Below are 19,310 nucleotides of genomic sequence, written 5' to 3'. Positions count from 1 at the left end.
CGTGAAGTTTACCCTTATTTCGCCCACCTTCAAAAGACCGGATGAAGTAACCGAGTTTTTAGAAAGCTTGCTTTCGCAAAATCACCACAGCTTTGAAGTTATACTTGGCGATGGAACTCCCGGAGATACTTTGCGTCCTGAGCTTAAGCGTTTCGAAAATAACGGTCATTACCCGCTTACCATAGTTTATGAAGAGTACCTTTCGGTGAGTGATGGCAGAAACCGTGCGGCTGAACATGCCAAAGGGGAGTACATCATTTTCTTAGATTCGGATTGTATCATTCCTGAGAACTATCTCAATAATATTGAAGCCTACTTAAAGCAAAATCCTTTGGATGCTTTTGGTGGCCCAGATGCTGCGCATAAGGATTTTACCAATCTTCAAAAGGCGATTTCTTACAGCATGACTTCCATTTTTACCACTGGAGGAATTCGCGGCAAGAAAAATCATGTTGGAGCTTATCACCCTCGTGGTTTTAATATGGGCATGAAACGCTCGGTTTTTGAGGCGGTTGGTGGATATTCAGAGTTTCGCTGTGGCGAAGATATTGAGCTGAGTATTCGAGTAATAAAGGCTGGATACCAAGTTGGTCTTATTGAAGAAGCTTATGTGTACCACAAACGCAGAACTAGCCTAAAGCAGTTTTTCAAACAAGTGTTTCGCTTTGGTGCAGCCCGCATCAACATTTACAAACGCCATAAGGAAGAGCTTAAGTTGACCCACATGTTTCCTTTTGCCTTTTTACTCTTCATGATCACCGTTTTGGTGCTTCAGTTTACACCATTTACTGAATTGGCCTTATACGCAGCGGGAGGCTTTGCCGCATATTTAGTAGCCATTTTTGCAGGAGCTTTGCTCGAAAGCAAAAATATAGGTGTTGCATTTTTGTCTATCGCTACTTCCATTACCATGCTTAGCGGTTATGGCTGGGGTTTTTTTAGGAATTGGTGGGCTTATAATATTGCAGGTAAAGAAGGTGGTTTGAAGTTGTAGAGTGTTTGATATCCATTACAACCTTATCAATATTTTAAAATAAAGCTTCTATGCGACTTACGAAAGGAGAAATTTGCGGAGCAATCATAATTTTAGCAGTGGTGGTAGCTGTGATTGTTTACAATATTCGGGAAGGTTCTTTACGTGACCAAGAGCTACAACTTGAGTATCCAATTTTGCAAAAAGAAATAACCATAAAAGGAAAAGTACTTTTTAAATACAACTTTATAGAGAATGGGTTTAGAGACTTAGCGGTCTTTTCAAGGCTCCAAGTTGGAAATGACAAGTTTGGAGTTGTAGCTGAAGAGGATAAAGGGGCAGGCTCATTTGGAATTAATGAAATTGTGGAGGTGGGAGACTCATTGTTTAAGGCAGCAGATAGTGACACTATTTTGATTAAGAAACATAATTCGATTGAGGTTTACTCTTTCTTAAGAAGGGATGATAATTATTAGCTTACCAGTTAGCGCGGATTTGTAATCCGTGCGGAGTACAACAACTATAGCAATTAAGGTATTTGGCACGGATTACAAATCCGCGCCATCTCGGGTTTTTTTAGGAATTGGTGGGCTTATAATGTTGCTGGGAAGGAAGGGGGATTGAAGTTGTGATATTAAGGATTGGTATGGCTTCTAATTCGCGCTAGTACGAAAGTATCCACAGCAGCTTTATCCAATGCAAAAAAAAAAAACATTTTGAGTCTTTGAATAGATAAAACAATGGAGAACTGGAAGTATATATTTCTCGGGGTTGGCTGTCTTGTGTTTGGGATAGTTCAGTATATTCTTTCGAAAAGGAAGGAGCGAGAGAGTGAGGATGGCTATGATAGATTATATTCGATAAGAGTAAATGGAGCAGCTGTGGGGGCGATTATACTTGGGATTTACTTATTATTCTGGGAAGTGTTGTTAAAATAGAGTCTCTAGTTCGCGCGGATTTGTAATTCTGGCGAAGCTTCTACGCAAAATATACCCATAGAGACGACATTATCAATAATGTCCTTTAACCGATAGAATGAAGATTTCGTTTTCAGCAACCTCGTAGACAAGGCGATGTTCTTTATTTATTCTCCGTGACCAACATCCGGTAAGTTCATGTTTTATTTACAAGCCTAAAAATTCTTTGAGATCGTCTTTGTCAACTTTTGTGGTTTTTCCCTCATAAGCTTGATTTCTGATTTCCTCTACTTTAGCCACAAATTCAGAATCATAGGTTTTCCTCTCACTTATTTCAAACTTCATCTTAAGTGCTTTTATAAAAGCCTTAAGGGCATTTTCCTGCTCTTTGGTTTCAGGGTGTATGATGAATGTGTTCTCTGTTTTCATGATGGAACTGTTGGTTTCTAAGAGTCCATTAGTAATAGCTTCATAAGCTAATGTGATTCTTAACCTCTCACAAAAATAGACGTTTTAAACATCTGAACCAATCCGCTCTAACTTCCCAGTGAAAGCTCACAGTTATCGTCAGCTGAAGTCTTCTTTTTTCTTGAAATTCAAATTAAGCACAGGTACATACAACTTTCCAATCCTATTCAATAGTCCAATCTGAACTCCTCTAAAGTCATCTGAGCTATTAAATAAACCTATTTGCAAGCCTTTACCTCGCTTACAGGAGTTGGTAATTCCAAGTTGAAGCCCATTTAAAATCCAACAACCATTGAAGCCGGCAACTTCAACACCTTGCATGAGACCAACCCTTGTCCATCCGGCAGAAACTATCAATCCTTGCGCCTTGATACTTTGAGCTTCAAATATTGAAATTCCCATACCGCTCAATCTTGGTATATAAAACCCAAAACCATTTATTGAAAGTCCCTTAAAATTACTGTTGCTCAATAGTCCAAATGGAGAAACGGATAGCCCGTTTACTTTGCTGGTAGTCCAAGAATCTAGGGTGTCATTAAGATTACTTAGATCAAATGTGTCCGAAATAATAAAAGTGGAACGTGGAGTAGTCATCGTGGCAAACCCCCGCCCGATAATTTCTAGGTGAAAGCCGTTGGAGTTTTGATATTTATTTATCGCATCAGTAATTATTAGACCATTGTTTTTAGAATAATTTTTTGGAAAGAGAGCAATTACATTGTTAGTCTTCCACTTGATTGAATCTGCGGAATTCTGTGAATAGAGGTTTGCCGGTACACTTGTTACCAATACGAATATTAAAAAACATTTCAGAGAGAATTTGATCATGTATTTAGCATAAAGAAGGAAGGCTACTAAAGCGTGTTACTTGATTTTAAATCATGTACAAAGTAGTAAAGAAAATGAAAGTAGAGAAGAGTTTCCGGTCAGCGCGGATTTGTAATCCGTTCTAAGTACTAAACTACTATACACGGAAGGCCAGCTCCGTAAGCGGAGCACAAAGTTATGTCTCCCTCGGGAGGGGCGCCTGAAAGGCGGGGGAAAAACAGCTTGATATAATTCACAATTAGATCTTTTTTAAAACGGTATACAGCCACCCTAAGCCCGATATTTCTTATAATTTTGCGGCTTCTTACTAAATTCAAAAAATAGTATGTCTGTAAAACCGAGCTTGCCTAAGGGCACACGCGATTTGTTGCCAGAGGCGATGCAAAAACGCGAATATATTCTGAGCGTTTTAAAAGAGGTGTTTCGTAAATATGGCTTTTTGCCTATCGAAACTCCAGCTATGGAAAACCTTGGCACCCTTACCGGAAAGTATGGTGAAGAAGGTGATCGCTTGATTTTTAAAATATTGAACTCTGGAGATTTCATTAAGAAATCAAATAAAGATGCCTTTGTAGCGGATGATTCCAATGCGTTTGGCCAGTCTGTTTCTGAGAAAGCTCTTCGCTACGATCTTACTGTGCCCTTTGCGCGCTTCGTAGTGCAAAACCAAAATGATCTTCATTTTCCTTTTAAGCGTTTTCAAATTCAACCGGTTTGGCGTGCAGACCGACCACAAAAAGGGCGCTTCCGCGAGTTTTATCAATGCGATGCTGATGCGGTAGGATCTGACTCTTTGCTTTTAGAGCTGGAGTTTATCCGCATGTATGACGAGGTTTTCAAAACACTTGGCGTGGATGCAGCCATTCACATGAATAATAGAAAACTCCTAGGTGGTTTAGCCGCAGCGCTGGGCATTACCGAAAGGTTAGGAGAGTTTACCATCATTTTGGATAAGCTAGATAAGATTGGTGAGGAAGGCGTAAGAAAAGAATTGGACAAAAATGGTTTTGACCCAAAAGTAGGAGATGGCCTTTTTGAAATAATAGGAGCTACAGGAAGTAATGAAGAGCGATTGGAAGTAGTTTCCAAATTGGTTTCTTCTACTGAAGTTGGCGCCAAAGGAGTAGAGGAAGCTAAGTTTTTACTGGAAAATTTAAAGCAGCTAAATCTTAAAAATGAAGTAGTGCTGGACATTAGCCTGGCCCGTGGATTGGACTATTACACAGGAGCCATCTTTGAGGTGAAAGCCAAGAATGTAGAAATGGGCTCCATCGGTGGCGGTGGTCGCTATGATGACCTTACCGGTATTTTTGGAATAAAAAACCTTTCGGGAATTGGTATTTCATTTGGCTTGGATCGCATCCAAATTGTGATGGAAGAGCTGAATTTGTTTACCGATGAGCAAGTAGCTTCTACGGAAGTGATGTTTGTGAACTTTGGCGAAAAGGAAAGTCTTTTCAGCCTTACTTTGGCGAATGATCTTCGTGACCTTGGCGTAAAAGCGGAAGTGTATCCGGATAATGCCAAAATGAAAAAGCAACTGGATTTTGCCAATAAAAAGAATATTCCAAACGTGGTAATGATAGGTAGCCAGGAGATGGAGGCCGGAAAATTTAGCATGAAAAATATGCTGAGCGGGGAGCAGAAAGAATACAGCCGCATCGAATTACTAGAACATTTTTCTACTCAAAAAGGAAACCAATATGGCCGACACTAAGGTTCACAATATATCAGCAGCCCATATCTCACTAAAGGGGCTGTATGAAATGTTTAGCGAAAATCTGGAAGTTCAACTTTCGGATGAAGCAAAGAAAAGCATTGACGCTTGTCGCGAATATTTAGACAACAAAATAAAGGAAGCAGAAGATCCCATTTATGGTATAAATACTGGCTTTGGGTCTTTGTATAATATTACCATTGAAGGGCATGACCTTTCGCAGCTACAGGAAAACCTTGTGAAATCTCATAGCTGCGGAACAGGAGCAGAGGTGCCACAGGAGTTAGTGAAGTTGATGCTTTTGCTAAAAGCTCAGTCTTTGTCTTATGGCCATTCGGGTATTAGCCGCCAAGTGGTGGAGCGCCTTCTTTATTTTTATAATAATGAGCTGTTGCCAAAAGTATTTGAGCAAGGTTCATTGGGCGCCTCTGGTGATTTGGCGCCATTGGCACATCTTTCATTGCCATTACTTGGCGAAGGGGAAATGTACATGGATGGCGAGTTGAAACCTGCGGCTGAAGTGCTCAAAGAGCACAATCTTTCTGCCATTGAGCTTCAATCAAAAGAAGGTTTGGCTTTGCTTAACGGAACACAGTTTATGGCCAGCTATGGTTGCTCGGCACTTTTCAAAGGGTTGAAGTTAAGCTATCTGGCAGACCTGATTGCAACAGCTTCACTTGAAGGTTTTGACGGTCGTCCTGAGCCTTTTGATCCGTTGATTCATCATGCTCGTCCGCACAATGGACAGATAAAAACAGCTGAGGCTGTGCGCGAGTTTTTGGAAGGCAGCGAGCTTATAGGTCGCAAAAAGCAACATGTTCAGGATCCTTATTCTTTCCGTTGTATCCCTCAGGTACATGGTGCTACCAAGGATGCTTTGGAATACGTTCAAAAGGTATTTACCACCGAAATCAATTCGGTTACGGATAATCCAAAGATTTTCCCTGAAGCTGATAAAATCATCAGCGGAGGAAATTTCCATGGTCAAACTTTGGCCATAGCCCTGGATATGCTGGCCATCGCAACAGCTGAATTAGCCAATATTTCAGAGCGTAGAACTTACCTTTTGGTGAGCGGACAGAGAGCATTGCCTACTTATTTAGTGGCAACTCCCGGGCTCAATTCAGGTTTGATGATTGCTCAGTATACAGCTGCATCTATCGTTAGTAAAAACAAGCAGCTTTGTACACCTGCTTCTGTTGACTCTATTGTTTCGTCTAACGGGCAGGAAGATCACGTGAGTATGGGGGCCAATGCAGCAACTAAGGCTTGGCAGGTAGTTGATAATCTGGAAACTGTTTTGGCTATTGAGCTAATTTGTGCTTCTCAAGCTCTTTACTTTAGAGATGATAAAACTTCGCCCTTTATAGAATCGTTCATTGAAACTTTCCGCCAGGAGGTTCCATTTATTGATAAGGATAGGATTCTGTCAAATGACATTGCAAGAGCGAAAGCATTTATTGCAGATCTAGAAATAGACAGCGAGCTTATCTTTTAGCGGATAAGCAATACCGTATTTTTGGTTACATCTTCACCGGTTTTTAGCGAAAAAGTATATACACCTTGTGGGACGGGTTTACCTTTATAGGTACCGTCCCAATAGGTATCGAATGGACTGTTGGTTTGAAAAATCAATTGTCCCCAGCGGTTGTAAATACGCATGTAGTCACTGTCTTTACAATTTTCACCAAATATTTCAAATTGATCATTTATACCATCCCCATCAGGGGTAAATGAATTTGGGATGAAGGTAGATTTATTGATGGTTTGTACATTTAGGTCAAAAGCAAAATCGTGGGTAGCATTACAAAGAGTGTCCTCAATAGTAAGCATTACCTTATGGAGTCCTCTTTGTTGAAACCTAATCTCAGGGTGTGCTCCGCTAAATCCTTTGCCGTTATAAATCCAACGGTAATTATAACGTTTACGATTGTTTTCAATAGTCACTTCAATTTTTCCATCACTGCAATCAGGGTAGGAGGTAAAAACATTAGGAGTAATTACTGTATCTGAAAAAGTGACAATTTTGGTTAAGGTATCCCGTCTGTTACAGTCCGAACTGATTGAGATTAATTGAACTTTGTAAGTACCTGTATCAGGAAAGGAGTGAGTAGGCTCTTGTAAATTGGAAGTGCTTCCATCACCAAAATCCCATTCATAGGTATCAGTATTGCTTGAGTAATTTTTAAAATTAGCCTCGTAGTTATTATTACAGCCTGCATAAGAAGCTTCAAAATCGGCAATTACCGTGGCGCCCTGTTGATGATTAATCACAATGGAGGAAGTATCTGATAAATCACAAACAGTATCCTCGGCCACTAAAGTAATGGTATAGCTACCAAATGCGGTGTACTTAACGCTTGGTTGATATAAGTTTGAAGTTTGCCCATTTCCAAAGTCCCAGTGAAACTTATTAGCATGTATACTAGTATTTGAAAAATTCACAAAAAGTGTATCACAAATAGTATCAATACCCATAACTGGGTCAATGGTGGCATTTGCCCGAACAGTTTGCTGAAAGTCGATTTTTATGGCTCCAAGATTACAATCATTGTTTGGCTTTGTAGGAGAGTATGAGTTTGGAGTAGTAGGAAATGTCCCTCCAAAGCAGCCAGCACATACAGCCTGATAAATCACACCGTCCGGGCTAAATCGGCTCGTTCCTCCATCCACATGTTCTTCAGAGGTTCCGCCAAAATAACTTCCAAACAGAAAGGATTGGGCGTCTTTAGTCAGTATCATGAAATAGAAATCACTTCCATCTGTGGTATTTTGAAAAGCATCAGGAGAAGTAGGGAGACCATTTGTGTTATTTGAAGAAAAACCACCAGTCGCAACCGAAGTATTCGAACCTCCATTCCAACCGCTCATATAAATATTATAGCAGCGATCTACCATAAAGGCTGTGGGAACCCAATCACTTTTGGTTCCTGTTCCCACATTAGTACTCCACTGTAAAGTGGTTAAATTATTATTTAACTTTTGAATGAATTGCTGCGCCCCGCTAGTACCATAAGTATTGCTGGAAACAGGAATGGTACTTTCAGTTTGACCATGGATATAAATGTTGTTGTCTTTGTCAATATCTAAAAAGAAGGCTTGATCATCTTCTGCTCCTCCCAAATAGGTGCTTTGAATGAGTGCTCCATTAGAAATTTGAAATTTTGCAATATAGCCGTCTAACTTACCTATGTTAGAAGAATTTAGACCTCCCGTAGAAGCAGGAATTGAGGCGCTGTTGGTAGCTCCAGCCACATAGAGATAGGTCCCATCTGATTTTACGGAATAACCTGACTCATGGACGTCACCACCAAAATATGAGCCCCACACAATTTGAGATAGACTAGAATTCATGACTACTACAATGGCATTTTGATCAGACCCAGTGGTGTTTATTCCATTGTTGATTAATGGTAAGTTTTTAGAAAGAGAGCTTGATGTAAATGCAATGTTTCCATTGGAAAGTGCTAAAATATCTCCGCGAAAACGGTCACCATAATTTCTATAAATTTTCATGTTTATACCATCGCCACCGCTATCGCCTAAAAGGGAAGATGAAATAAGGTTTGTTCCGTCACTACTCAGCTTTGCTACAAAAATGTTTGATCCTTTATTATAGTAGGGAAAGGTTGCTGAATTTGAAAAATTAGGCCCTTGTACAAAATTCGTTTGAAAAGCTCCGGTAGTGGTAGGAAAATTATCAGAATCGGTATTGCCTAAAATCAGTAGTTCATTTTGTGGAGTTATATTAAGACTGTGAGGTGCGTCAGACCGTCCACCACCTAAATGCGTTGCATATAGTAAACTTGTACCGTCACTTGAAAATTTATTAATCGTAACATCCATTGGGCCACCACCAAAAGGAATTTGAACAACACCGGGGGTACCTTGAAAACCAACGTTAAGTGCGGCTCCACCACCATAAAAATTACCATGATTGTCATAAGTGGCGGTAAAACCAAAGTTATTAGCAATACTACCTGAGAAAGACGAGAATACCAATATTGGATCTATAACCACGGGGTAATTTGTATCATGCTTTCCGAGTTTAAAACTCACTGTGTTTCCTTCTACTATATAGTAACAGTTTACCTTTTTCTTTTGGTCACCTATTTCCTGATATGCTTCCGGAATCCATTCTTCAATATTTCCAAGTTCGGTGATAATATTCAGGCGATTCCTCTTAACTTCAATTGATTTAATTCCCGAGTATTTCATTTTGATTGTAGAAGCCGGAACGCCAGAGGCTAAATACAAATCATACTTAAACAGCCCTTCGGTACTGTAATATTTCACATCTACTCCAGGGTAAATATTTTGGTAGATCAGTTCTTCAAATACAGATACTTTCGTTTTCCAGCGGGAGGGTTTTTTACCTAGAATATAGTTGCGGTAGTAGTTGGTACTTTTGGTTGGTATGAGTTTTTCTGCTTGCCCATTTACCCAGTTCATCCGTATGTTTACGGCTTGTTGCTTTTCAGTTACAGGCTTACCACTTCCTTCATGGGAATGATGGTGGTGTCCTTCACCAGGAATGAGGAGAGTGTAGAAGCCGTTTTTGTCAAAAAATGCGGCCCCACTGCTTAGGTTGGTTTTATATTCAAAATCGCCTTCCCACTGACCGTTATTTGGAATAAAGGTAGCTTCTTGCCCTATCAAAGGGCAACTTCCTAAGAATAGGAAGAAGAGTATGAGGACGCTATGACAAGCTTTAATGTTCATTAATAACCCACTAAAGTACCAATATTAAACAATGCGCAGGTAATATGCGAGGTGTGATTTATTTACCGCTGTATATGGGGCTTTTAGCGAAAGTGTTACAGTAATTTTGCCTTGATGAAAATGTGCTTTTCGCCAATGGTTTTTGTGGCAAGCAAATAGTCTTCTTTATGGGAAAGTAGTTTTAGTTTCTTTTCTATTTCGTTTGCCTTCTTTGGGAAGTTTCGGCTAATTACATTGAAGCGTCCTTTTTTTAATGAAGGATGAAATGGGGTGAGTACTTCTATAATTTCAAAAGATTTCCCTTGAAAATCGTCAACCTTTTCAGATGAAGTAAAAAAGTTACTGTTTGGGTGTAATTTGTTTAAAGCTAATTTTTTAGCTAAAAAATCCTGACCACCACTTTTTAAAATTGAAGCATTAGGTTCATACAGGTAAGTCAATGGTTCGGAAAAGGAGATATCAGTTTTAACATTAGGGGAGAGCTCAAATTCGAATTCTTCTGTTTCTCCAAGCCCTAAGTTAAAAGTCCTAACCTTTACAGCTGAATCTTGATTTTCTTGTAGTTTGAAAATAACCTCTTTGCATTCATTTCGATTGCTGATTATCCATACTTCACTTACATCTTGAAGTTCTTCTAAGGTGCTATGGATGCTCAACATGGGGCTGGCCTTGATGTAAGTGATTCGCTTCCTTTGTGTGAGCAAAGGCTGTATGTCCAATACATTAGGTTCACAATCTGCTAGCGAAACCATTTTTTGATTGCTAGAATCTCTTCGGTAAGGATCTATATATACCACATCCGCATCGCTACTTTTCAAAATATCTAAGCCATCATCGCAAACGGTTCTAATTCGTTTACTCAATGAACTCAGATTGTGACTCGCTACCTTAAAAAGTTCTGGATTTTGCTCTACATAGGTAGTTTGCTCAAAATTGTGTGAGAGAAAATAACTATCTACACCCAGGCCTCCTGTAATATCGAGCAAGTGTTTTCCGGAAATGAGTTTAGCTTTTAAAGTCGCAGTATCTTCTGAGCTTGATTGCTCGAGGCTGAGTCCTGGTAGAAATATGAGATTGTAATTATCATACCATGAAGGCAACTTCTTTTTAATCCTTTGGCGAGATGCAATCTGTCCAATCAGTAGTTTTTTGCCTTCGTCCTTGCCATGTTTAAAAAGGAGTTTTACAGGGTCTTGACTGATGAGTTCTTTTATAAAAGAATTGTTTTTACAAATAAAATCTATCTCGTTTTGAGTCATGGTTTTACCTCACCGTTCAATACATATTGAAGAATATTGGCTCCCATTTGCAAGGCTTGTTCACGCACTTGTGGAGGGTCATTATGTACTTCTTCGTCTTCCCAGCCATCACTTAGGTCACTTTCAAACGTGTACAATAAGGTGAGCCTACCATCTATAAAAATGCCATAAGCTTCGGGTGGTTTATTATCATGCTCATGTATTTTGGGCAAACCATCTGGAAAGGCATAGTGTTGGGCAAAAATTTTATGAGATGGAGGGATTGGTGCCAATTCGGAATTTGGAAAAATTTTCTTCAATTCCGGCCGGATAAATTTGTCCATGCCATAATTGTCATCAATATGGATGAAACCACCTGACTGTAGATAGGATCGTAGGTTTCGAGCCTCTGCCTCGGAGAAAATCACATTTCCGTGGCCGGTCATGTGTATAAAAGGATAATTGAAAATGTCGGAAGAACCCACTTCTACGACTTCATATTCTGGGTCAATAGAAGTGTTGAGATTTTGATTGGAGTATAAAGCCAAGTTTACCAATGCAGTAGGGTTGGAGTACCAATCGCCACCTCCATTATATTTTAATAAAGCAAGTTTTTGAGAATATTGAGCTGTCAGCAAAGCTGTAATTCCGAAAACTAAAATGCAGCTAAAGAGAATTTTTTTAGTCATGCAGCAAATGTAATTGTTCTGTTCTACAGAAAGCAAAATCAGCTTGGTAGGAATAGTATTACCAAAATAAATAAAGTTAAATCGTTTACTAATTGAGCCTAATTGATTAGCTATTAAGCCTCTCGTTTATAAATATTTATGGCAAAACTTTGTATTTTCACACGAAAGATCAATTATTCCCTAGACCATGTTAAAATATTATCTAGCCTACCTATTCTCTGTACTTTTATTTAGCAATTCAGCTTTTGCCCAAACTACTACTATAGCCACGTATTCAGCCGGAAATATATCAAGCGATCACTTTACAGGCACTACCACAATAAGCTTAAATTCCAGCTGTCCTGGAATACTAAATGTGCCCGTTCCCGCGGGAAGATATGTTACAGCAATTGATGTGGAGTATGATTTTATGGCTTTAAATAATGATTGGATAAGTGAGCAAAGTTCCTATTTAGAATGTGTAACCACAAGCACCAAGGAGGCAAGTGTAACTTTTGGGCCACCTACAAATGGCAATGGCACACAATCTTACTCAAGAAATGGAATTTCTATTGCAAATGGATTAGTACCCACTGGGGGATTGCAGTTTAAGCTTCATGCGTTTAGATCTTTTACCGGTGGAGGGTGCTCTACTACAGCTCAAAGAATAGTAAATAACTCTTATAAAATTACAGTTCATCACGTGGCGGCACCTACCTGTTTGCCACCTTCCGCGGTGTCAGTAGGATCTATTTCGGCTACCAGCGCCAATATTAGTTGGACTACAGGAGGTGCCTCTAATTGGCAGATAGAATATGGACCCGTGGGATTTACCCCTGGTAGTGGCACAATGTTGCCAATGTCCACAAATCCATATACTTTAAGTGGTCTCAACCCTAGTACGCGTTATGAGTTTAGATTGAGAGACAGTTGTGGGCTTGCTGATGTGAGTTTTTGGACGAGTATCCAGTCTTTTAGAACTAGCTGCGCAGTTACTGCTGCTCCATGGTCTGAAGATTTTGAGTCGGTAGATTGGAATACGGGTACTGGCTTTTTTGGAAGGGGAACAATTGATACATGCTTTAATCGCGATTATCAAGGACATTTTTTAATGAAAGTTGGCCCACCACAGTTTTTGCCATTTAACTCTGGTCCTTCAGGTGATCATACCTCAGGGGCGGGTAAATATTTGTTTTCCGAAAGAATTCAGTTTGGTACTTTTCCAGACACCGCACATATAGTTTCTCCTCCAATTGATTTATCACCACTTACTATACCCGAACTGTCTTTTTGGTATCACATGTTTGGTCCTGATGTTAATTTACTGGAAGTATTTGTGTCTAATAATGGAGGGGCAAGTTATACATCAGTTTTTTCGAAACAAGGTCAACAGCAGACGAGTTCTGCTGATGCGTGGAAAGAGGCTGTGGTAAACTTATCTTCTTATGCCAATGACACTATTCAATTGAAGTTTATTTCATACCAAATAACAGCAGGTACGGGAGGAGATTTGGCAATTGATGATATAGATATTCATGAACAGCCGAGTTGCCCTAAGCCTCAAAATCTTGTTTTGTTGGGAGCAACGAGCAACTCAGCATCTATGCAATGGCAAAGCGGTGGAGCTTCCAATTGGCAAATAGAATACGGCCCGGTAGGTTTTACTCAAGGAAATGGAACGATTGTAAATGCTAACTCCAACCCTTTTGTGGTTTTAGGTTTAAGCGCTAGTACCGATTATGATTTTTATGTGAGAGATAGTTGTGGAATATCAGATGTATCAGCTTGGATAGGTCCTGTATTTGCAAGAACAGCTTGTCTTCCAACTGTAGCTCCGTATACCGAAAACTTTGATGGTTCTCAATGGACAATTGGAACATTTACTGTTCCTGGAAATATAGATGCCTGCTGGTATCGCGATGAAACAGTGAATTACCAAATGACTCCTATGAGTTCTACCACCAGTTTTGGCACTGGGCCATCCGTAGATCATACCAGTGGAACAGGCAAATTTTTGTCTGCACAAAGGTTTTTTGGAACCTTGGCTCAATCCAATTCCGGTGTGGTTGAGTCTGGATTAATTGATCTTTCGTCACTAACTGTTCCCGAGCTTTCTTTTTGGTACCATATGTTTGGTGGAGATATAGACTCTTTGAGAGTTGATATTTTTGATGGTCAGAACTGGAGTAGAGGCGGTGCTATTATTGGGCAACAACAAACAGCTAAAGCGGATGCATGGGAGGAGTATATTATAAATATGAGTGCTTATGCAAATGATACTATAAAGTTGAGATTTAGCTACTATCGAAATTCCACATTTGCTTTTAACTCAGCTATTTCTATAGATGATATAGATATTCATGAACAGCCAACATGCCCCAAGCCCCAAAATTTGATGTTGTTAGGAGTTACAAATTCAACTACTTCGCTACAATGGACAAGTGGTGGTGCTGCTAATTGGCAAATAGAATACGGGCCAACAGGCTTTACCCCAGGAAATGGTACTAAGGTCAATACCAACGCTAACCCTTTTGTTCTTACTGGTCTTTCTCCAAACTTTATTTATGATTTTTATGTAAGAGATAGTTGTGGCGCCAATGATGTTTCGTTGTGGTTAGGGCCAGTGACTGGTAAGACAGATTGTAACCCGGTGAGTGCACCATACACAGAAAATTTTGATGGATCACAATGGACTATTGGAACATTTACTGTTCCAGGGAATATTGACCAATGCTGGGGTAGAGATGAAACAGTAAACTATCAAATGACACCTGTAACTACTGTCACCTCATTCTCTACCGGGGCCAGCATAGATCATACTTCAGGTACCGGTAAGTTTTTGGCTGCACAGCGTTTTTTTGGCACACTAGGCCAATCTATGGAAGGAGAGGTTGAATCAAAACTGATTGACCTTACAGCGCTCACTATTCCAGAGCTTACCTTTTGGTATCACATGTTTGGGGTTGATATCGATTCTTTGCGCATAGATATTTTTGATGGCCAAAGCTGGAGTAGAGGTGGAGCCATTATTGGATCGCAGCAAACTGCAAAGACTGATCCTTGGGAAGAGTATCTTGTGGATATTAGTAGTTATGCAAATGATACTATAAAGCTTAAATTTACCTACTATCGAAATTCCACCTTTGCCTTCAATTCGACTATTTGTATTGATGATATAGACATTCATGAACAGCCAACGTGTCCTAAGCCCAGTAACTTAACTTTAAGTTCAACATCATCCAATTCTGTTACCTTAAGTTGGACTACCGGTGGAGCCACCAATTGGAATATTGAGTATGGAACACCAGGGTTTACTATAGGTACAGGTGCAAGGGTTACTGCCACCACAAACCCGTTTACGGTAACAGGGTTAAATAGCTCAACGAGCTATGATTTTTACGTAAGAGATAGTTGTAGTGCTACTGATACAAGCTTTTGGGTTGGTCCTATCAATGCCACAACTGACTGTTTACCCCTTTTAGCTCCTTTTACCGAAAATTTTGACGGAAGTCCATGGGCAGTTGGACCAAATTTCAATGACACTGGTAGTATTGGGCAATGCTGGGCCAGAACTCCTTTGTCCAATTATTTGTGGAAACCCGGCCCACCAATTTTTCCTTCTACATTTACTGGACCAGCGGTAGATCACACTACAGGCAACGGTAAATATATATATGCCGAATCTATCTTTGGGGGTGGAACAGCTCCATTTGACGCATTTATTGAATCACCATTAATTGATCTTAGTGCGTTAACAGTTCCTGAACTTACTTTTTGGTATCACATGTTTGGTAATGCCATAGGTAACCTTACTGTAGAAGTTGATGATGGAAGTGGATATACACAGGTATGGACTAAATCAGGTCAACAGCAAAATTCTGGTACAGAGGCTTGGAAAGAAGCGGTAATAAGCTTAGCTCCTTATGCAAATGATACTATTCAGATTCGCTTTAAGGCTGATAAAGCCAGCTTTAATACTCAGGCTGACGCAGCTATTGATGATATAGACATTCATGAAGCGCCTAGTTGTCCAAAACCTCAGGACCTCTTGGTAGTGGGTACAACCAATAGCACTGTTACCCTACAATGGACTACTGGTGGAGCTACAGGTTGGAATATAGAATATGGTTCACCAGGTTTTACCTTAGGAACTGGTACTATTGTAAATGCCACAACCAATCCATTTACCGTTACAGGACTTTCTGCAAGTACTGGTTATGAATTTTATGTAAGAGATAGCTGTGGTCTGGCAGATGTTTCTGATTGGGTAGGTCCTGTAGGTGATACCACAGATTGTAATCCTGTCACCACACCATACCTTGAAACATTTGATGGAAATTCATGGGTTGTTCCGCCAAGCACTTTTGTGGCTGGTAATCTTGATCCCTGTTGGGACAGGGATAATACTGTAAACTACGTTTGGGGTGCACGCCAAACTGTAACTACAGCTACCACAGGTCCATCTGCAGATCATACTTCTGGTACAGGTAAATTTCTTTATACACACCGTACTTTTGGTACAGTTACCCAATCTAATAATGGAGTAGTGGTTTCGCCACTCATTAATACAGTTCCTCTTAATACCCCTGAATTAAGCTTTTGGTATCATATGTTTGGAGCTGATATTGATTCACTTGTTTTGGAGCTGTATGATGGTGCATCTTGGAGTCAAGAGCTGACTTTGTCAGGTCAACAACAGATATCTAAAACTGACCCTTGGAAAGAAGCAATAGTAGATATTTCCGCCTATGCGAATGATACTATCAAAGTTAGGTTTACCGGCTATAGAAATTCCACTTTTGCATTTAACTCAGTTATAGCAATTGATGATTTAAGTGTACATGAACAACCAAGTTGCCCTAAACCTTCTAACCTTGTAGCTACAGCCGCTACCTCAAACTCCGTTACTTTGGGTTGGACTACCGGTGGTGCAAGTAATTGGCAAATAGAATATGGCCCCTCAGGTTTTACCCAGGGAGCAGGAACCATTGTGGCAGCTGCTACAAATCCTTTTACAATTAATGCATTGCTCAGTTCCACCACTTATGATTTTTATGTTCGTGATAGCTGCGGTACAGCAGATGTGAGCGACTGGTTAGGATATGTAACTAAATCTACAGATTGCTTACCAGTGCTAGCACCATATAGTGAAGATTTTGAAGGTGTAATTTGGCAGTCTGGACCAAACTTTAATGATACTGGGAGTGTAGATCAATGCTGGGTGAGAACACCTTTGACTAATTATTTTTGGAGAACTGGCCCAATACCTTTTCCACCGACCTTTACAGGGCCTTCTGGCGATCACACCACAGGATCTGGAAAGTATGTTTTTGCAGAATCTGTTTTTGGTGGCGGTACTGCACCATTTGATGCTTTCTTAGAAACTCCGCCAATAGATCTAAGTTCTTTAGCAGCTCCAGAGATGCGTTTTTGGTACCATATGTTTGGAAATGGTATAGGCAGCATGTCAGTAGAGATAGATAATGGAACTGGTTTTACACAGGTATGGTCCAAAACAGGGCAACAACATACTTCCAACACAGATCCTTGGGATGAGGCAGTGGTAAGTTTAGCATCTTACATCAATGATACAATTGTCGTAAGAATAAAGGCAACAAAAGCAAGTTTTACTACAGCAGCTGATGTTGCTTTTGATGACCTTACTATTGATGAAGAACCAAGCTGTCCGGAGCCACAAAACTTGGCAGTTACAACATCTACTAATACCAGTATTACAATAAGCTGGACTACAGGTGGTGCCAGCAACTGGTTAGTTGGGTATAGGCCATCCGGTACTTCTGTTGCACTTACTATAGTTCCAGCCTCCACAAATCCATTTGTTATAAATGGCTTGAGTCCATCTTCGAGTTATGACATTTTTATAAAAGATAGTTGTACGGCAGGTGATGTGAGTATATGGAATGGGCCTGAAATAGGTACTACACTTTGCGGAGTGGCTACTGCTCCATGGGCTGAAAACTTTGATGGGTCTGTGTGGGTAGAAGGAACTGGTCTTGGTAATGTTGGTAACCAGATTAGCAATTGCTGGTCAAGGCCTAGCATTAGTAACCCAAATTTTGGAACAGGTTCGGGTACAACCTCAAGTGGTGGTACTGGACCCCTTAGTGATGTTTCCATCTCAGGAAATTATATCTACACAGAAGCAAGTGGCGGGGCATCAGGTGCTGGAGAAATTACGACTCCATTTATTTACATCCCAAGTTCGCTTCAAAACCCAAGGTTCAAATATGCCTATCACATGTTTGGTAATAGTATCACTTCTATGACTATTCAAATAGATAATGGTAGCGGATTTGGGGCCAATGTGAAAACGTATACAGGTCAGCAGCAATTTTCTAATGCGGCCGCTTGGCTGGTAGATTCTATAATGCTCACCGCTTACTCTGGAGATACAGTGAGGTTTAAATTTATTGGGACCAACTCTGGAATTGCTGGAGATGTATGTATTGATGAGGTTAGCGTAATAAGCGACCCCGTATCATGCTCAGCCCCAGCAGGTATTTCTTTTACATCAGTAAATGCAACGGGCTTTACCGTAAATTGGGTAAGCTCGGCAAATGCTACGGTAGAAGTGGTAGAGTCTGGTCAAGCACAGGGTAGTGGAACATTTTATCCAAACTCAAACTCCCCACTTGTGGTTTCTGGTTTGCAAGGCAATACGGGATATGATGTATACATCCAGGATAGTTGTGGAGTGGGCAATCTGAGTGCATGGGTCAGTGCCAGTAGAACTACTTTAACATGTCCATCAATAGGAGCCTCCTTTGCCAACACCAATAGCTGGTTAAGTGTAGCTTTCAATTCAGGTAGCACCACCAATGCTGACTCGTTGTATTGGGACTTTGGCGATGGGTCAAATTCATCAGCCATTAATCCCAATCACTTATATGGTATGCCTGGAACTTATACTGTAGCTATGAATGCATTTTCTGATTGTGGAGATACAACGGTAGTGTTTGACACCATTCAGGTGTGTGATACCTTAAAAGCCGACTTTAGTCAAACTCCTATAGCTGATTCCATAAGATTTGATGCTTCAGCATCAACAAATGCAACTTTCTTTAAATGGAAAATAGATGGTACAGATACAACGGGAACAAGTATCACTTTTAAATTTACTTCGTCAGGTACCAAAACAGTTACGCTCACAGCATTCAATGATTGTGGAGACAGTGTTACTGTTTCTAAAAATGTGAATGCTTGTCCACCCGCTCTAGCCAGTTGGACATACAATATTATATCCACCACATCCGCAGGTATGAATGTTCAGTTTGACGGATCGGCTTCCACTAATGCCGTAAGCTATGATTGGGATTTTGGCGATGGAAATTCAGGTACAGGTGTCAGTCCTCAGCATACATACATCACACCAAGTTTAACCTATTTAGTAAGACTTACTGTAAAAAATGCTTGTGGAACCCCACATGCCAAAGCCTTTAAGCTTAATGAAATAGGATTGACTGAGATTGAAGTTGTTAAAAGTATCAAAGTTTATCCTAACCCGGCAAGTGATTATTTAGAGCTGATTTGGAGTGGATCTGAACTGGTTTTAAAAGAGGTTCGTATAAATGGTATTTCTGGTAAGCAGTTATTCAAACAAAACGTGCTTGATGATAACTCGGGTAAACTTTCCATTGATGTTAGTCACTTACCGGCAGGCCAATACATTATCAGTGCAGATGGTACCTCTGGTGAATTCTGGCAACAGAAAATTCAAATAAAATAGAACTAGAAAAGCTTTAACTTTCAAGAAGTCAA

Annotated in this window: 11 protein-coding genes; 5 read left to right on the top strand and 6 right to left on the bottom strand. The window is 40.1% G+C overall.

The features are described from left to right. Position 1: 1 nt before the first annotated feature. On the top strand, positions 2 to 994 hold the full coding sequence (locus OWEHO_RS04210; protein ID WP_014201226.1) for a glycosyltransferase: 993 nt from the start codon (positions 2 to 4) through the stop codon (positions 992 to 994). Positions 995 to 1,044: 50 nt separating this feature from the next. Next, on the top strand, positions 1,045 to 1,449 hold the full coding sequence (locus tag OWEHO_RS04205; protein ID WP_014201225.1) for a hypothetical protein: 405 nt from the start codon (positions 1,045 to 1,047) through the stop codon (positions 1,447 to 1,449). Between the two features lie 534 nt (positions 1,450 to 1,983). On the opposite strand, the gene OWEHO_RS18175 is transcribed toward OWEHO_RS04205, so the two are convergent. The 3 genes from OWEHO_RS18175 to OWEHO_RS04190 form a co-directional block, all read right to left on the bottom strand. Continuing rightward, complete coding sequence (locus OWEHO_RS18175) at positions 1,984 to 2,097, bottom strand: Txe/YoeB family addiction module toxin (RefSeq protein ID WP_083828032.1); 114 nt, start codon at positions 2,095 to 2,097, stop codon at positions 1,984 to 1,986. Next, positions 2,098 to 2,319 (bottom strand): DUF2683 family protein, encoded by a 222-nt coding sequence (locus OWEHO_RS04195; protein ID WP_041627434.1) that lies wholly within the window; start codon positions 2,317 to 2,319, stop codon positions 2,098 to 2,100. A 138-nt stretch (positions 2,320 to 2,457) separates the two neighbouring features. Beyond that, on the bottom strand, positions 2,458 to 3,186 hold the full coding sequence (locus tag OWEHO_RS04190; protein WP_014201223.1) for an LA_2272 family surface repeat-containing protein: 729 nt from the start codon (positions 3,184 to 3,186) through the stop codon (positions 2,458 to 2,460). 325 nt (positions 3,187 to 3,511) lie between these two features. Here OWEHO_RS04190 and hisS point away from each other — a divergent pair, with 325 nt between their 5' ends. After that, on the top strand, positions 3,512 to 4,903 hold the full coding sequence (gene hisS, locus OWEHO_RS04185) for a histidine--tRNA ligase (protein WP_014201222.1): 1,392 nt from the start codon (positions 3,512 to 3,514) through the stop codon (positions 4,901 to 4,903). Continuing rightward, a complete protein-coding gene (gene hutH, locus OWEHO_RS04180) occupies positions 4,890 to 6,401 on the top strand; it encodes a histidine ammonia-lyase (protein ID WP_014201221.1) in 1,512 nt (503 codons plus the stop codon). The genes hisS and hutH overlap by 14 nt, the downstream gene beginning before the upstream one ends. Here hutH and OWEHO_RS04175 read toward each other — a convergent pair. The 3 genes from OWEHO_RS04175 to OWEHO_RS04165 all read right to left on the bottom strand — a co-directional run bounded on the left by OWEHO_RS04175 (position 6,398) and on the right by OWEHO_RS04165 (position 11,552). Next, complete coding sequence (locus OWEHO_RS04175; protein ID WP_014201220.1) at positions 6,398 to 9,625, bottom strand: DUF7948 domain-containing protein; 3,228 nt, start codon at positions 9,623 to 9,625, stop codon at positions 6,398 to 6,400. The two genes, hutH and OWEHO_RS04175, sit on opposite strands and share 4 nt — an antisense overlap. 95 nt (positions 9,626 to 9,720) lie before the next feature. After that, positions 9,721 to 10,884 (bottom strand): class I SAM-dependent methyltransferase, encoded by a 1,164-nt coding sequence (locus OWEHO_RS04170; protein ID WP_014201219.1) that lies wholly within the window; start codon positions 10,882 to 10,884, stop codon positions 9,721 to 9,723. Further along, positions 10,881 to 11,552, bottom strand: a complete 672-nt coding sequence (locus tag OWEHO_RS04165) for a DUF4159 domain-containing protein (RefSeq protein ID WP_014201218.1) — start codon at positions 11,550 to 11,552, stop codon at positions 10,881 to 10,883. The genes OWEHO_RS04170 and OWEHO_RS04165 overlap by 4 nt, the downstream gene beginning before the upstream one ends. A 187-nt stretch (positions 11,553 to 11,739) precedes the next feature. Between OWEHO_RS04165 and OWEHO_RS04160 the strand changes: the two genes are divergently transcribed. Then, positions 11,740 to 19,278, top strand: coding sequence for a fibronectin type III domain-containing protein (locus OWEHO_RS04160; RefSeq protein WP_014201217.1), 7,539 nt, complete (start codon positions 11,740 to 11,742; stop codon positions 19,276 to 19,278). Positions 19,279 to 19,310 lie beyond the last annotated feature (32 nt).

Source organism: Owenweeksia hongkongensis DSM 17368, from assembly GCF_000236705.1.
In the GTDB taxonomy this organism is placed as follows: domain Bacteria; phylum Bacteroidota; class Bacteroidia; order Flavobacteriales; family Schleiferiaceae; genus Owenweeksia; species Owenweeksia hongkongensis.
The sequence above is the reverse complement of the archived record's forward strand: the minus strand, read 5'-3'. Positions and strand labels throughout refer to the sequence as shown.

Bases quoted from the DNA above. Each gene is read 5' to 3' on its own strand.
- OWEHO_RS04205 (WP_014201225.1), top strand. From the start codon at position 1,045: ATGCGACTTACGAAAGGAGAAATTTGCGGAGCAATCATAATTTTAGCA.
- OWEHO_RS04195 (WP_041627434.1), bottom strand. From the start codon at position 2,319: ATGAAAACAGAGAACACATTCATCATACACCCTGAAACCAAAGAGCAG.
- OWEHO_RS04190 (WP_014201223.1), bottom strand. From the start codon at position 3,186: ATGATCAAATTCTCTCTGAAATGTTTTTTAATATTCGTATTGGTAACA.
- hisS (WP_014201222.1), top strand. From the start codon at position 3,512: ATGTCTGTAAAACCGAGCTTGCCTAAGGGCACACGCGATTTGTTGCCA.
- hutH (WP_014201221.1), top strand. From the start codon at position 4,890: ATGGCCGACACTAAGGTTCACAATATATCAGCAGCCCATATCTCACTA.
- OWEHO_RS04175 (WP_014201220.1), bottom strand. From the start codon at position 9,625: ATGAACATTAAAGCTTGTCATAGCGTCCTCATACTCTTCTTCCTATTC.
- OWEHO_RS04170 (WP_014201219.1), bottom strand. From the start codon at position 10,884: ATGACTCAAAACGAGATAGATTTTATTTGTAAAAACAATTCTTTTATA.
- OWEHO_RS04165 (WP_014201218.1), bottom strand. From the start codon at position 11,552: ATGACTAAAAAAATTCTCTTTAGCTGCATTTTAGTTTTCGGAATTACA.
- OWEHO_RS04160 (WP_014201217.1), top strand. From the start codon at position 11,740: ATGTTAAAATATTATCTAGCCTACCTATTCTCTGTACTTTTATTTAGC.